The organism is Kluyvera chengduensis (assembly GCF_044197065.1).
GTDB classification, from domain to species: domain Bacteria; phylum Pseudomonadota; class Gammaproteobacteria; order Enterobacterales; family Enterobacteriaceae; genus Kluyvera; species Kluyvera ascorbata_C.
Genome location: NZ_JBIQOI010000001.1, coordinates 1,041,643 through 1,057,652, shown reverse-complemented (window position 1 = coordinate 1,057,652; position 16,010 = coordinate 1,041,643). Strand labels below are relative to the sequence as shown.

Sequence of the window (16,010 nt, the reverse complement as noted above, 5' to 3'; positions counted from 1 at the left end):
GCTCCCCATGCAACAACCGCCCGCAGATATGACAGAAAACAGCCAGAAAATGACAAACTACGCCCCGCTGGTGGTCGTACTTGCCTATGATGGGCTGTGCACCTTTGAATTCGGCGTGGCGGTAGAAATTTTTGGCCTGCCGAGACCTGAAATGGGCGATGGCTGGTACCGCTTTTCCGTGGCCGCCGTGGATAGCGGTGAACTGCGGGCAACGGGCGGCGTGCGGGTGATGGCTGACGGCGATTTAAGCCTGCTGGAGAAGGCTGACGCCATTGTCGTTCCCGGCTGGCGTGGAATGGATGCTGAGGTACCGCCAGCACTTTGTCTGGCACTCAGACAAGCCCACGAGCGAGGCTGTCGGGTGCTATCTATTTGTTCCGGCGTTTTTGTACTGGCGGCAGCCGGTCTGCTTGATGGCAGACGCGCCACCACCCACTGGCGCTACGTTGAACAACTTCAGGCGCGCTATCCGGCTATCGATGTGGTTGAGGATGTGCTGTATATCGCCGACGGAAACGTGCTGACCTCTGCGGGCAGCGCGGCAGGCATCGACCTCTGTCTGCACGTTGTACGGTTAGACTATGGCCTCGAGGCGGCCAATCTGGTGGCGCGGCGGTTGGTGATTCAACCGCATCGTGACGGCGCACAGAAGCAGCAGGTCAAACAACCGGTCGCGAGGGATCGTGAAAGCCTGCGTCTTGGGATGCTATTTGATTATCTTTACCTGCATCTGGCGGAAAGCCATAGCGTGAGTTCGCTCGCGAAGCGTGTGGGCATGAGCGAGCGGACGTTCCTGCGGCGCTTTCAGGATGCCACCGGGAAAACCCCTGCCCGCTGGCTGCTGGACGAACGACTGCAGCACGCCCAGCACCGTCTGACCAACAGCCGTGATAGCGTCGAAAAAGTGGCGGAACTCAGCGGCTTCGGCAATGCGAAAAATCTGCGTTTTCGTTTCCAGCAACATTTTGCAATAAGTCCGCTGGCATACAGAAAAAAATTTACTGCAACAAATAATTAATTAACAAACGGTGGCGTTAGTCTAAGTTTAAATCAGTAGGCTTGTAGGTGCTCGTGATGAGAATCGTTAAAGAGGAGGTCATCATGCTGGATAATATGCAAGTGTTTCTGGTTGGAATGGGGCTCATTCTGCTTTCCGGTTTCCTGACTGCCTATTTTAGCGGAAGATGGAATGATTAACGGCAAAAAAAACCGCCAGTAATACTGGCGGTATAAATGCTTGCATGGATAGATTTTTTGTTTCTACAGTCATCCGCTCTTCCTGATTAGATAACCGTTGCTGGGCAATACTCTAGCACCGCTTTATTCAACTAATGCTAAACGATAAGTACATTATTCAGCCCTGATTGCTTCCACGCTTTTTTACTCCGGCAGCTCGCCTGACGGCCTGCCCAAGGTCTGCCAGAGCGGGATTCCTGTAGGTCCTGATGTTCAGGCCGATTCGACCAGATAGACTCGCGACGCGGTTTGAGCGGGGATGTTTTCATGATTACCTCCGGGCTGAATGTCGAAATTAAATCCATTAACTCAACGATTTACACAGCGATAATAGCAGGCCGAATGGCGAGTTTCGTCAATAACCTCACGCATTTGTAAAGAGTGCGCCGCCCATTGCAATACTCAATTTACCTTTTCACCCTACCGAATATGTCAGGTTGTGTAACTGTTAACATTTCGTAAAAATAGAGCCGTTGTCCTTCCTCCAGGAATGATAGCAAGAATGCTCTATTTTGACGTACTTAACCCGCCAGCCCTGTGTGCGGGTTTTTTTTATATCTATTTGATGGTACCTGGCACCCGGTTCGGTGCCAGGTATTGATTTAACAACGACGTTTATTCACTTAGACCACGGTTTTTCAACATCGCCGCAATAAGCGGATCGTGGCCGCGCCAATCACGATAAAGCGTTTCTAAATCGCTACTGTTACCGCGAGATAAAATAGCCTCACGGAAACGCTGACCATTTTCGCGATTCAATCCACCCTGCTCAACAAACCATTGATAACCGTCATCTGCCAGCATTTGCGTCCATAAATAGGCATAGTATCCCGCGGCATAGCCACCGCCGAAAATATGCGAGAAATAGCTACTGCGATAGCGTGGTGGCACCGCGGCAAGATCCAAGTTCTCTTTAACTAAAGCCTGCGCTTCAAACTGCTCAACATTTTGCACCGGGGTATCGACGCGAAGGCTGTGCCAGTTCATATCCAGCAGCGCCGCGCTCAACAGCTCCGTCATGTCGTAGCCTTTATTAAAGTTTGAAGCCCGGAAAAGGCTCTGACGCAGCGCCTCTGGCATCGGCTCGCCGGTTTCATAGTGACGGGCATAGTGGGCGAAGACATCAGGATGGCTCGCCCAGTGTTCGTTGATTTGCGACGGGAACTCGACAAAGTCACGTGGCGTGCTGGTGCCGGAGAGCGTGGCATAACGTTGATTCGCAAACAGCCCATGCAGCGCATGGCCAAATTCATGGAACAGCGTGACAACATCGTCCCAGGAGATTAGCGCGCTTTTACCGGCGGCTGGCTTCTGATAGTTGCAGACGTTATAGATAACCGGACGCGTTCCCAGCAAAGTGGACTGCGGGACAAAATTGTCCATCCACGCCCCGCCGCTTTTGCTATCTCGCGCGAAGAAGTCACCGTAGAACAGCGCCATCCCCTCACCATTGGTGTCGAAAATCTCCCAGACGCGGACATCAGGGTGATACACAGGCAGGTCAAAGCGTTCGACAAATTGAATACCGAACAACTGACTCGCAGACCAGAAAACGCCGTCAATCAGTACGCGCTCAAGGGCAAACCAGGGTTTAATCTGGGCTTCATCGATAGCATATTTATCCCGACGAACCTGCTCTGAATAAAACAACCAGTCCCACGCTTGCGCCTTAAATGGAGTGGTGTTGCTATCGATCAGCGCCTGAATATCCGCAAGTTCACTTTCCGCGCGCGCCCGCGCCGCTGGCGCAATCTCACGCATAAAATCAAAGGCCGCTTTTGGCGTTTTCGCCATTTGGTCAGCCATACTCCAGCTGGCGTAGTCGTCATAACCCAGCAATGCCGCCTGGCGTGCACGGAGGGCCACCAGTCTCAGCAGTTTTTCGCGGGTGTCATTGCTGTCTCCTTGCTGATTACGTTCCCAGGCCGCTTTAAATAATTTTTCACGCGTTTCACGTCGCTGCAATGCCGCCAGCGCGGGCTGCTGCGTGGTATTAACCAGCGGGATAAGCCAACGCCCGGTTAACCCGCGATCTTCAGCGGCACTCGCCGCCGCGGCGATTTCATCATCGCTGAACCCCAGCAACTCGTCCGGGCTTTCGACCACCAAACCACCATTTTTCGCTGCACCAAGCAGACACTGATGGAACTGGCTGCTGAGGGTTGCCGCTTCCGTGTTGAGGATTTTCAATTCTGCTTTCTCAGCCTGGCCAAGCTTGGCCCCGGCCTGAATAAAGCGTTGATAAATCACCTCAACCAGACGCTGCGATTCGGCATCCAGCCCGAGTGAATTACGCTGCTGCCACACGCTTTCAATACGCTCGAACAGCGCATCATTCAGGTAGATGTCGTTAGCCAGCCCGGCCAGTTCCGCCGAAAACGCTTCGTCAAGACGTTGTATTTCATCGTTGCTATGCGACGCCGCCATCGCAAAGAAGACCGCATTCACGCGTGAGAGCATCTCGCCGCTTTTTTCGAGCGCCACAAAAGTGTTGTCGAAGGTTGCTGCCGCGGGGTTACTGGCAATGTCGGCTATCTCCTGACGCTTGCGCTTGAGCGCTTCATCAAAAGCCGGGCGATAGTGGCTGTCGTTAATCGCATCAAACTGCGGTGCCTGGTAAGGTAACGTACTGCTGGCAAAAAATGGATTCATGGCCGACATCTTGTGCTCCTGATAATAACAGGGCTTCAGAGTAACAAGCCCCTGATAGACCGCAATGGTTTTACCCGAAAAAACGGCTGTTTTTCCCTATGGTAACAATAGTGCGTCGAGGAAGTTAAAGGGACAGGCAGGCAGAGCGCCAGCCGCAGGAACAGTCGCTAGTGGAAGATCGTTTAGCTTCTATGGGTATCTGCCGTTTCCAGTGGAACAACTGACTCACCAGATGCTGTCGTCGTTCATGGTTTCAGCACGCCAATCTCAACCAGCGCCTGCGTAACCAATAAGACGAACATGACTGCAACAATTGGAGTGTACATGTTGAACCTCCAGCAAACGTCACTCTAGAGAGTATAGGATATAGCGGGTTAATCGTCTCAAGCCGAAGAGCAGACAGGTAAAGCGGCAGATTTTGCTGGATTTTTGTTGAGAGAAAAAATCTCATTACATGATATCAACTTAACTGCCTTCAATAGGACATTGCTGCATCCCCCCCTTTTAACGCAAAATCCACCCCGCAGAGGAGTCAGTCCTTTCTGCACTATCGTAAAATTTTTGAAGCATTTTGGCGCCATGCCTGGCGCCTTTTTTATTTTGCCTCCCCAGATTACCCTCTAATTTTTAAACCTCCTATGTAGGACATTGATACAGGCTGTATCGGGGAGGATAGTCAGATCGCGGAAGGCGCTCCTCCGCATGTAAACGTGAAAGTAAGAACTTCATTCTTGCCATACTGGCTAAAGCACCTGGATAGGTGCTTTTTTTTTTGCCTGCGACATCAATCCCCTAAAAGACATTGTTTTGCCGTGCGTTAAAAGGCATCGTTTTAACAGCGGAAAATGCAAAGTTTCCGCCGCCTAACCACGATGTTCATACATACTTTTGGCGCCCCACCAGGCTGCGTTACTGCCTCATTTTTCGAACCTTCAGAAATGCAAAAGCCCCGGCATATGCCAGGGCTTCTATAGTTGGTGGCCGGTGCTGATCTTCGGCTTGTCTCAGAGGACTGCAATTCACCTAAAACGGTTTAAACACTAATTCTACGGGCAGTGAGAAAATGATCTTGCCAATAGTTGTTCGAAAGATAAGAAACCATAACACCATGCGAACTAGAAGCATGAATGAAGCGTCCCTTACCAACATAAACCCCGACATGCCGCACATCTGGCTTGGTCATAAAAAACACCAAATCACCAGCCTTGAGCTGACCTTCATTAACAAAATGCCCTATATGGCTTTGTTCAATTGCGGTCCGGGGTAGATGCCTATGCAAGGTTTTACCGAGAATTCTTCGAGTAAACGCGGAACAATCGATACCTTCCCTACTATCTCCACCCCATAAATATCGAGTTCCTTTCCATAGAGAATACTCGTCCATTATGCGATGTCTTAATCCTGTACTTTGTTCATCTGTCGATGCCGTTGTCAGCGTAGAACTAAAGCCCCACTCATCGCGATTCATATTATTAAAAGCAAACGAGGTAGAAGAAAATAAAAAAACAACAATAAAGCAAAATAGTCGAATCATCACTTATGACATAATTGATGGTTATTTAATTCCCTACTATTTGCGCACGAAATACAAACAAACTATTAATTATTATGTTGCCAATTAAGATAGCTGAACCTCATCGGTTTAAAGATATGCTTGGCTAGGCTTTAACGGATTCAAAGCACACCCAACAAAGAACAAATCAGCAATACCCATGCAAAAATTTTAACGTTGTGGTGCCGGGTGCCTCCCGGTGAGTCGTCGGCCAGCACACCATGACTCGCACTGCTCATGTCGGATCCTTTTGCTGATTGGCCCCTCCGCTTAGGGGGATTCACCACAACAGGAATGAGTACTAGCAGCCTGCAGTCCCCCGCCAGAGGGTGCCACCGGCACTCATTATTGTTGTGCCTCCGAGTCACTCTGGATTTCTCCTTGCTCGAAGGCTGTATGACTTTTGATGGTGCCGACTACCGGAATCGAACTGGTGACCTACTGATTACAAGTCAGTTGCTCTACCTACTGAGCTAAGTCGGCGGTGCTATTTCATTAACCTTCAAAAAACCCGAATATCAACGGGCCAACCCCAAAAAATCAAGCACAGTGCTACCTAGCGGGGCGCATATTAGTGGTTGTACCCCATCCCTCTCAAGTACATTTTGTGTACTAAAAAGAACACCACTTATCGTTTTTGGGGGCCCAGAAACGCGAAAACCACGCCAAAGCGAGGTTTAAGTCTTGTGTCTAAGCAATCACGGTTAACACGTTATATTAAAAATTGCGGACCGCGCTTGCGTGTTTTTGATAATTTTCGACTTCCGCCAGTAGCTCCATTTTCAGCCGGATATCGAGCATAGACAAACAACCCTCAATAAAGCTCGCGACCAGCAGTATCTCGATGCAGATCTGCTTCTCGCTTTCTATCGCTCTTTTACCATCGAGGGCTTCGAAGCACAGTCTGACCTAAAATGGGATAGAAAGCCGCCGTCATTACAAAACAGATGATTGAAAACGGTGTGTTCTGCTATCGTAATACTCACACTAACGCGTTGAAGGAACAGAGAGATGATCGTACTGGTAACCGGAGCAACGGCGGGTTTTGGCGAAAGCATTACGCGCCGTTTTATTGCCAACGGGCACAAAGTGATTGCCACTGGCCGTCGCAATGAACGTTTAAAAGCGCTGAAAGATGAGTTAGGCGATAGCGTCCTGACCGTGCAGTTGGACGTGCGCAATCGCGCGGCCATTGAGGAAACCATCGCTAACCTGCCTGCGGAATGGCGTGATATCGATATTCTGGTTAACAACGCCGGGCTGGCGCTGGGTCTGGAGCCTGCGCACCGCGCAAGCGTTGAAGACTGGGAAGACATGATCGACACCAACAATAAAGGTCTGGTGTATATGACTCGTGCCGTACTGCCTGGCATGGTCGAGCGCAACCGCGGGCACGTGATTAATATCGGTTCTACTGCGGGTAGCTGGCCTTATGCGGGCGGTAACGTTTATGGCGCCACGAAAGCCTTTGTTCGCCAGTTCAGCCTGAACCTTCGTACCGATCTGCACGGCACTGCCGTTCGCGTGACCGATATTGAGCCGGGTCTTGTCGGGGGAACCGAGTTCTCCAACGTCCGCTTTAAAGGTGATGACAGCAAAGCCGGTAAAACCTACGAAAACGCCAACGCGCTGACGCCAGAAGACGTGACGGAAGCGGTATGGTGGGTCGCGACGTTGCCAAAACACGTCAACATCAACACCGTTGAGATGATGCCGGTCAGCCAGACTTACGCAGGCCTGAGCGTTCATCGCCAAAGTTAGCATTTTAACTTAACCCGACCACCGGTCGGGTATGGGCTCGGCGGCAAAAAAAGCGTAAAATAACAGCTTAATCAGCTGATAAGAACGACTCAATGGCCGCCGAAACCCAACTGAACCCAACACAACCTGTTAACCAACAAATTTATCGCATTCTGCGTCGCGATATCGTGCACTGCCTTATTCCGCCAGGCACCCCGCTTTCAGAGAAAGAGGTTTCGTTGCGGTTTGACGTTTCCCGCCAGCCGGTACGCGAAGCGTTTATTAAACTCGCGGAAAACGGCCTGATTCAGATTCGCCCGCAGCGCGGCAGCTATGTGAACAAGATTTCACTGTCTCAGGTGCGTAACGGTTGTTTTGTCCGCCAAGCCATCGAATGCGCCGTAGCGCGCCGGGCCGCCACCATGATCACCGATGCGCAAAGCTATCAGCTTGAGCAGAATCTGCATCAGCAGCGCATTGCCATTGACCGTCAGCAATTAAATGATTTCTTCCTGCTCGACGATGAATTTCACCAGTTACTGTCAAATATCGCTGATTGCCAGCTAGCCTGGGACACTATCGAAAATATCAAAGCCGCCATCGACCGCGTGCGTTATATGAGTCTCGACCACGTATCCTCTCCGGAAATGCTATTAAAGCAGCATCATGAAATCTTTGATGCACTGGAAAAACGCGATGTCGCAAGAGTAGATAAAGCGATGACTCAGCACCTGCAGGAGATTGGCGAATCCGTATTGTTGATTCGTCAGGAAAACAGTGATTGGTTTAGTGAAGATTAATTGCTTAAGGCCTTCAAGAATGAAGGCCTTATTTTTATCGAATCACCATGGTTGGGATATTCGCGTAGCGCAGAATAGATTCGGCGTTCGAGCCTAACAGATGCGTCGAAATACCACGCTGACGAGAGCCGATGACGATAGCGTCGTACTCACCGGTTTTGCTCAATGCAATGACTTCATCACGGATATTGCCAAATCTCACGTCGGTGTGCAGGCGCTCTGCGGGCATATCAAAGAGACGCTGCAGATTTTTCATCTTCTTGACGGATTCCGCCTGCATATAATCTTCGAACTTTTTAATATCCGCTGCGAAGCCTCTTAAAATAGAACGGTTGCTGTTGGGTAATACATTTAATAACGTAATTTCACCCGCCTCGCCCGCCAGGTAAACAGCATGACGAATCGCTTTATCGCTTAAATCCATTTCAAAAACATCTACAGGCATAAGAATTTTTTTGTACATAGCCCGAGCTCCTTATTCCAGAGGTTCCATTATTCTTTCGCCATAACCATGACATATTTATGGCTATGCCGATAGCATTAATTCACCAAAATGATAGTTTCAGTGTGAAAATAACCGTCCATTATTTCAAATTACTTAAAGGAACATAGAGAAGCGTCATCCTGCTATTTTGTTGTAGGCCGGATAAGCGAAGCGCCATCCGGCAATGCGCGCGAGATTTGCCGGATGGCGCTTCGCTTATCCGGCCTACCGTCGATCATGATCCCTTACGTTCCGCTAGCTGCTGAACTTCTGTCCATACACCATCGTCAACGGGGATCCCGGAACGCATAAAGTTGGCGCGGTTACGCATTTCCATTTCCCCAGGATAGAAGACTTCGTGACAACCTTCAGCCGGTGTTGAGGTTTTAACGTAGTCAGCCACGCTTTTGGCCATCGAGTCACTCCATTCAGTGCCGCCGAAATGCGCCGGATCAAAGACCATATAGACCTGACTTGCCCCGGTGCAACTACCCTGCTGAACCTTATCAATCTCATTGGTTGGCGAGCCGGCAGTCAGAAATGCCGCCATCGCATCAAGCAGAATCGCCATACCCGACCCTTTCCAGTAGCCTGTTGGCAGAATGCGCATCGACTCTTCGATTGGCCCCGGTTCATCGGTCAAATTCCCCTCTTTATCGTAACCGCCGGGGTATGGCAGTTTTTCACCTTTCAGCCGCGTGACTTGCAGTTTGCCATAGGCATATTGCGACATGGCCATATCGAGGACCAGCGCTCCCTCTTCCATAGGAACCGCCATGACAAACGGATTATTCCCCAAGCGCGTGTTTTTGGCTCCCCAGGCAGGCATACAGGATTCCGTATTCGTCCAGCACATTGCTGCATATCCCTGCTGGGCGGCTTTCCATCCATATGTTCCCCCACGCATCCAGTGGGTGGTATTACGCATGCCGACAATGCCAACGCCGTATTCTTTTGCTAACGCCATGGCGCGCTCAGTGGCAAATAACGCGTTAGTAATGCCAATACCGCGGCCGCCATCATAAATTTCCATGGAAGCCAGCGATTTAATTAACTCAGGTTCCGCGTGAATATCGACCCAGCCTTTATTAACGTAATCAACAAACCGCGCCACGCGATTAAGCCCATGAGAGAAAATTCCATCACAGCTGGTTTCAGTATGAATCTGAGCACAAATATCTGCCTGCGTCTCACTGAGTCCAACATTGAGAAATGCTTGTTTAACCGTACGCTTCATTTCACTAAATGAAATTTTTGTCATGGTTTAATCTCCAGTCCAATAAGTCATCAGGATAAATCATTACAGTAACTACCATACAAGTATGAGTAAATAAAAAAACCTATCACGGTCACAAAACGACCGCTAATGACGGTAAAAAGCGATAACGCATAATCCGTAGGGGAAATAACGATGAGAGGCAATACCTGGAGAATAAAGGAAAGCGTGCCGCCAGAACGGCGGCACGAAAAGCATTTACTGAGCGATAGCAGCGACGGTCGCTTTGGCACCTTTGCTCAACAGCGACAGATAGGCAGTCGTCACCTGGTCCACAAACTGCCCTACCTGCGGCAGATCTTTGCCGAAGATAGCTTCGATTGCCAGCAGAGCTTTCACGCGAGGTTCACCCTCTTCGCTCTGCTGTACCGCCGCCTGAATCACTGGCAGCAGCGGATCGCACACTTCGATGGCGTTACCTTGCTCATCAACACCGCCGACATAGCGCATCCAGCCCGCTACGCCCAGCGCCAGCAGCGCGAAGCTGCTGTTATCCGCCAGATGCCAGCGCACGGAATCCAGCATACGCTGAGGCAACTTCTGACTACCGTCCATCGCAATTTGCCAGGTACGGTGGCGCAGGGCCGGGTTGGTATAGCGCTCAATAAGCAGGTCAGCATAGCGCGCCAGATCGACGTTCTGCACTTTCAGCGTTGGCGCCTGTTCTTTCAGCATCAGATCATGCGCCGCGCGACGGTAATTTTCGTCCCCCATGCAGTCGTTGATATGCTGGTAGCCCGCCAGATAGCCCAGATATGCCAGGAATGAGTGGCTGCCGTTCAGCATACGCAGCTTCATCTCTTCAAACGGAATGACATCGCTAACCAGCTCAGCACCCGCCTTTTCCCACGCCGGGCGACCTGCCACGAAATTATCTTCGATAACCCACTGACGGAACGGTTCACATGCAACGCCAGCCGGATCGCGAACGCCGGTCAGTTGTTCAATTTTGTCCAGTGTATCTGGGGTGACGGCAGGAACGATACGGTCAACCATGGTAGATGGGAACGTCACGTGCGACTCAATCCAATCGGCCAGACCCGCATCGACAGCGCGCGCATAGGCGCAGACAACGTTACGCATTACATGACCGTTTTCTGGCATGTTGTCGCATGACATCACGCTGAATGCCGGCAGACCTGCCGCTTTACGACGCGCCAGCGCTTCAACAACCACGCCAGGGGCGGATTTCGGCTGATGCGGGTTTTGCAGGTCAGCCACGATAAATGGGTGATCGAGCATCAGTTGGCCGGTCGCCGGAGAATGGCAATAGCCTTTTTCGGTGATGGTCAGAGAGACGATTGCGACCTGCGGCTCACACATTTTTGCCAGCACGGTTTCCAGACCATCGACCTGGGCATGCAGCGCTTCTTTGACGACGCCCACCACGCGGGCAGTCCATGCATCCGCGGACATTTCTGCCACGGTGTATAAATTGTCCTGATGATTCAGGTCGGCAATCTGCTGCTCACCGCCGATCAGGTTAACTTCGGTATAACCCCAATCGCTGCCGTGTTCTGAGGCGAGGATATCGGCGTAAACAGCCTGATGGGCGCGGTGGAATGCTCCAAAGCCCAGGTGCACGATGCGTGACACCAGTTTGCTGCGATCGTAGGTCGGGAGAGTTGCCTTAGCGGTTAATAGCGTATTCTGCATCTTTTTGACTCACTGTAGAGAATGTTGATTGCCATACTAGATTAACGAGTTCATCTGAGGAGATTTTGATTTGCGTTAATATATTGGCGATTGGTATGACATGATTTTTAAGTTGTGTGACAGCATAGGCAAAAGTCATCGCTTCATACCCATGCTGTCACGGCAGGACGTTAGTTGACCTGCGCAGGACGGCTCAGCTTGCTGCCCGCTTGCTGTGGCTCGTTCCACAGATCGTCATAAGAGTATCCGGTCAGGTCTTCAACAATATGGCGGGTTTCTGGCGTCACATCGTGTTTCGAACCTTTCGCTTTCAGACGCTCTACTTCATCAACAAAGATCTTGTGCGTGCGTTTATTGAGTCGGAAAGTCACCGCCTGCCACAGCGCAATCAGCAGCAGACCCGCCGTCCCAATGAACAGCAGCATCGCAATGGTATTGACCGCGCTTTCAGGCTGTACTTGACTTCCCTTCACAAAGCCCCCTTCTTGCAGCATCACCCCCACAATAAAGGTGGCGATCGCTACCGTCGTTTTACGGGAGAACGTCATTACCGCGGCAAACAAGCCTTCACGGCGTTGACGAGTGATCATCTCATCAATATCCGGGATGAACGGGAATACGTTCCACGGCGTGAACTCCAGAACACAGCGGCCCACCTGATACAATGCCGCCAGCACGACCAGAATGGTGATTTTGTTATCGGTCGGGAACTGGTAAACCATAAACAGCCCGACCAGGCACAGCATCATCAGGGTATAGGCGAAGACGTACAGACGCGATGGGCCAAATTTAATGATGGCCACCCCAGCCAACAGCGTTACCGGCAGACCGACAATACTCATCGACAGCAGCGTCCCGGACAGCGATGGCGACACGTTCAGGCAGTAGACACAGAAGAAGACAAATACCGTGTTATAAACATCTTTCGCCGTAAATGAGAACAGATAGATAGCCAGATGTTTCCTGAACGCACGAACCTTCAGCGTTGAGAAATACTCTTTAAACAGGTTGCCAACTGCGGCGAGTTTTTCCGTGAATGAGCGCGGTTGACGAGCGCATTCCAGCTCAGCCAGCATCTCTGGCGTTAACTCGCGCTCCCAGGTGACTTTCCAGGAAATAAACACGCAGAACATGAACAGTACCGCGAAGACCACACCGTTAATAAAGTAGGCGTGCGGATCGTGTTCGCCAAAATGGTTGATCAATAAACCCGGAATAAAGGTGGCGAGGAAGGTCCCGGATGCCGACAGGAACATACGGCAGGTAGAGAGCTTGGTTCGTGAGTTGAAATCCTTTGTCATTTCAGACGGTAACGTCTCCCACGGGATCAATACAATGGCCGCAATGATTTCAAAGGCCAGGTAGACCGACAGGTAGAACCAGAAGCTCATTCCGGTGACCCATAGCAGAATATAAACCAGCATCAACGGCGCACCGATCAACAGGAAGAAACGGCGACGGCCAAAACGCTTACCCAGTGGGTTTTTATAAAAGTGATCGGTAAAGCTCCCCATAAACAGACTGACGACCGCATCGACAATACGAGCAATCGCGACGATGGAAGCGGCTTCAACCGGCGATAAACCTACAAATGTCGTGTAAAAGAATAAAAGCCAGGCACCGATAACGGTAAACGCACCGCCGCCCATAATATCTGTTAAGCCATAGCCAATACTGACAGGGATTGTTATTTTTCTATTAGTACGAGACATGTTCTACCCTCAAGTAAGGAAGGACGTTAGAATCTGAAATAATTAACGGCGTTATCGTGACAAATATTTTTAATCATCCGCGTTAAGATCCTCTCATTATCAGGAACCTCTCCACGGTCAACCCAACCACCAATTACGTTGCAAAGAATACGGCGGAAATAATCATGGCGGGTGTAGGACACCAGGCTACGGGAATCCGTCAGCATGCCGACAAAGTGCATTAATAAGCCCTGGTCAGCCAGGCTGTTGAGCTGATTTTCCATGCCGCGACGGGTATCGTTAAACCACCAGCCAGAGCCGAATTGGATTGGCGATTTCACGCCGTCTTCACCGGACTGGAAGTTGGCAATAGTGGTCGCGACTACGTCGTTGTAGCTGGCGTTCAGGTTATAAAGAATGGTCTTCGGCAGACCGTTATTCTGCGCCATGGCGTCCAGCAGGCGGTTCAAGCCCGCAGCCAAATGGGTTTGATCGGCAATGGAGTCAAAACCGGTATTGATTCCCAGTTTGTGCAGCATCTGCGTGTTATTACTACGGATGGCGCCAAAATGGATTTGCATCGCCCAGCCGCGCTTTTTATATTCGCGGGCCAGCATGACAAACAGAGCGCTATTGAGCTGCGCGGTCTCGTGATCGGTCAACGATTCACCGTGACGCTTCTTGCTGAACAAGGCGTCGAGGCAGGCGTCATCCGCTGGCTGATACTCTACGGTGACCGGGCCATGATCCGAGATACGGCACCCCGTTTCATGGAAATGGTCAATTCTCTTAGCCAATGCCGCCGAGAAATCGCCAAAAGCATGGATCTCCGCTCCCGTTATCTGCGCGAGTTTGTCGGCAAACTGAGCGAAGGCCTGCGCATCTTCGATAAACAGGTCATCCGGTCGGAACGTTGGCAGCACCTGCGTTTTGAAGGTGGTATCCTGCTTGAGCAGACGATGATATTCCAGCGAGTCCAACGGTGCATCGGTGGTACAAATGACGGCCACGTTTGAACGTTCAATCAGGCGGCGGGGTTTAAAATCATCCGTGGTAATTTGTTCATTACAGTGCTGCATTACCTGCTGCCAGTTTTCACTGCTCAACATGTCATTACAGCCGAAATATTTATTCAGCTCCAGATGGGTCCAGTGATACAGCGGATTACCAAAAGCCGCTTCTACGGTTTCAGCCCAGGCTTTAAATTTCTCCTCCGCCGTAGCCGTCCCGGTAATATAATGTTCGGCAATACCGTTAGCACGCATTGCGCGCCATTTATAATGGTCTCCTGCCAGCCATAGCTGAGTGATATTATCGAAGTTCTTATTTTCGTAGATCTCTTTTGCATCAAGGTGACAGTGATAGTCGATAATTGGTAATTGAGCGGCTACATCTTTATATAACCGAGCACCAACTTCACTCTCGATCATGAATCGATCGTTAATAAAGCTCATAATATTTTATTAACCTAATTTGTATGGGTTGAGGATGTCATTTCTATAATTAAATACCCATCACCCTGCGGCGATGGGCAGATTATCAAGCATATTGTTGGTTGGTTTTTTTCTCTTCTGCAGGCTGCATATCGGCTGCATCTGCGGCAAGGCTTAGGTCTCGGTCGCAAACTTCCGGCATCATCAATGCAGAAATAAGGCCAATCAGCGAATAGCAAACCAGCATGATGACAATCGGATACCAGGAACCCGTCATGTTACAGAAAACACCTGCAAGCACCGGTCCAAAACCAACGGCTACCAGACCACCCGCCTCTTTCGAGATAGCCATGCGAGTAAAACGATTACGAGAGCCAAACATTTCGGCCATCGTAATATTCTCCAACGCAAACAGTCCCAGCACCGCGAAGTTATGGACAATGATAATAGACAGCATTATCACGCTGGCGCTGTAGGTTTTATCCACGATAATAGCCAGCATCGGGTACGCGAGAATAATGGCTGAAATGCTGAGTAAGATATAAGGCAGACGTCGACCATATTTATCCGACAACCAGCCAAGTAGTGGAATCGTCAGGAAGCCGATAATCGAGCTAATCATTAGCGCATCCGTTGGGATCTTTTTATCAAACAGCAGCGTCTGTACAAGATACCCTGCAAGGAAGGTCTGAATTAACCCTGAGTTCCCCGCCTGACCAAATCGAAGTCCCGTTGCCAGCCAGAAAGATTTACTGCGAAACATCGCGCCAATGCTGTTGTCACAGGCCGAAGCGTGGCTCACCAATGCCTCTCCTTCGCTGACTTTCTCAAACACCGGGCTCTCTTTCAGATTCAGACGCAGCCAGATAGCAAAGATCATCACCACAACGCTTGCCAGGAAAGGCACGCGCCAGCCCCATGCCACCAGCGCTTCACGATCGAGCAGGAAGAACATCACGGCCCAGATAGCGGTCGCGGTCAGCGTTCCGCAGTTTGTGCCCATCGCCACTAAAGATGAAATTAACCCACGTTTGCCTTTAGGGGCATATTCCGCCAGCATCGTGCCTGCGCCTGAAATTTCAGCCCCGGCTCCTAACCCTTGAATAACGCGTAATGTCACCAACAGTACAGGCGCAAAAATGCCAATCTGTGCGTAGGTGGGTAACACGCCAATCAAGGTAGTACATATTCCCATCATGGTGATGGTAATAAACAGCACCTTTTTACGTCCTACACGGTCCCCCATTTTGCCGAAAATAACGGCGCCAATAATGCGTGCGATATATCCCGCGCCGTAGGTTCCCATCGCCAGAATTAAGGCCATTGCCGCAGACTGTTCAGGGAAAAATATCTCATGGAAAACTAATGCCGCACCTAAGGAATAGAGTTGAAAATCCATAAACTCCAATGCAGTTCCAAGCCAACCAGAAACAGCGGCTCTTACTAAATCAGATGTCGTTCTTTCATGTGTTAATTGCGTCATTGCAGTC

13 protein-coding genes and 1 tRNA gene are annotated in these 16,010 nt (G+C 50.4%); 4 read left to right on the top strand and 10 right to left on the bottom strand.

Translation table 11 applies throughout. The features are described from left to right. The first annotated feature begins 28 nt into the window (after nt 1–28). Nucleotides 29–1,018, top strand: coding sequence for a transcriptional regulator FtrA (gene ftrA / locus ACH1XZ_RS04885; RefSeq protein ID WP_395594704.1), 990 nt, complete (start codon nt 29–31; stop codon nt 1,016–1,018). Nucleotides 1,019–1,101: 83 nt separating this feature from the next. Beyond that, nucleotides 1,102–1,197: a protein MgtS gene (mgtS, locus tag ACH1XZ_RS04880; protein WP_147281533.1), complete on the top strand. Its 96-nt coding sequence runs from the start codon at nt 1,102–1,104 to the stop codon at nt 1,195–1,197. Nucleotides 1,198–1,334: 137 nt separating this feature from the next. On the opposite strand, the gene ACH1XZ_RS04875 is transcribed toward mgtS, so the two are convergent. The 4 genes from ACH1XZ_RS04875 to ACH1XZ_RS04860 form a co-directional block, all read right to left on the bottom strand. Further along, a complete protein-coding gene (locus ACH1XZ_RS04875; RefSeq protein WP_395594547.1) occupies nt 1,335–1,505 on the bottom strand; it encodes a hypothetical protein in 171 nt (56 codons plus the stop codon). 346 nt (nt 1,506–1,851) lie between these two features. Then, nucleotides 1,852–3,897, bottom strand: coding sequence for a peptidyl-dipeptidase Dcp (dcp, locus tag ACH1XZ_RS04870; RefSeq protein WP_395594546.1), 2,046 nt, complete (start codon nt 3,895–3,897; stop codon nt 1,852–1,854). A 1,024-nt stretch (nt 3,898–4,921) separates the two neighbouring features. Then, nucleotides 4,922–5,422, bottom strand: a complete 501-nt coding sequence (locus ACH1XZ_RS04865; protein ID WP_395594703.1) for a C40 family peptidase — start codon at nt 5,420–5,422, stop codon at nt 4,922–4,924. Nucleotides 5,423–5,847: 425 nt separating this feature from the next. Then, nucleotides 5,848–5,923: transfer RNA gene (locus ACH1XZ_RS04860), tRNA-Thr, on the bottom strand. 528 nt (nt 5,924–6,451) lie between these two features. Here ACH1XZ_RS04860 and ydfG point away from each other — a divergent pair. Then, nucleotides 6,452–7,201 (top strand): bifunctional NADP-dependent 3-hydroxy acid dehydrogenase/3-hydroxypropionate dehydrogenase YdfG, encoded by a 750-nt coding sequence (ydfG, locus tag ACH1XZ_RS04855; protein WP_035897125.1) that lies wholly within the window; start codon nt 6,452–6,454, stop codon nt 7,199–7,201. A gap of 92 nt (nt 7,202–7,293) precedes the next feature. Further along, nucleotides 7,294–7,980, top strand: a complete 687-nt coding sequence (locus ACH1XZ_RS04850; protein ID WP_035897123.1) for a GntR family transcriptional regulator — start codon at nt 7,294–7,296, stop codon at nt 7,978–7,980. Between the two features lie 34 nt (nt 7,981–8,014). On the opposite strand, the gene ACH1XZ_RS04845 is transcribed toward ACH1XZ_RS04850, so the two are convergent. From ACH1XZ_RS04845 to ACH1XZ_RS04820, 6 genes are all read right to left on the bottom strand, one after another. Beyond that, nucleotides 8,015–8,443, bottom strand: coding sequence for a universal stress protein (locus ACH1XZ_RS04845; RefSeq protein WP_395594545.1), 429 nt, complete (start codon nt 8,441–8,443; stop codon nt 8,015–8,017). Nucleotides 8,444–8,699: 256 nt separating this feature from the next. Then, on the bottom strand, nt 8,700–9,725 hold the full coding sequence (gene yiaK, locus ACH1XZ_RS04840; RefSeq protein ID WP_395594544.1) for a 3-dehydro-L-gulonate 2-dehydrogenase: 1,026 nt from the start codon (nt 9,723–9,725) through the stop codon (nt 8,700–8,702). A 213-nt stretch (nt 9,726–9,938) separates the two neighbouring features. After that, on the bottom strand, nt 9,939–11,396 hold the full coding sequence (locus ACH1XZ_RS04835; protein WP_395594543.1) for a mannitol dehydrogenase family protein: 1,458 nt from the start codon (nt 11,394–11,396) through the stop codon (nt 9,939–9,941). 170 nt (nt 11,397–11,566) lie between these two features. Further along, nucleotides 11,567–13,108, bottom strand: a complete 1,542-nt coding sequence (locus tag ACH1XZ_RS04830) for an MFS transporter (RefSeq protein ID WP_395594542.1) — start codon at nt 13,106–13,108, stop codon at nt 11,567–11,569. A 26-nt stretch (nt 13,109–13,134) separates the two neighbouring features. Further along, nucleotides 13,135–14,541, bottom strand: coding sequence for a glucuronate isomerase (uxaC, locus tag ACH1XZ_RS04825; RefSeq protein WP_395594541.1), 1,407 nt, complete (start codon nt 14,539–14,541; stop codon nt 13,135–13,137). 85 nt (nt 14,542–14,626) lie between these two features. Further along, a complete protein-coding gene (locus ACH1XZ_RS04820) occupies nt 14,627–16,003 on the bottom strand; it encodes an MFS transporter (protein ID WP_395594540.1) in 1,377 nt (458 codons plus the stop codon). Nucleotides 16,004–16,010: the final 7 nt, after the last annotated feature.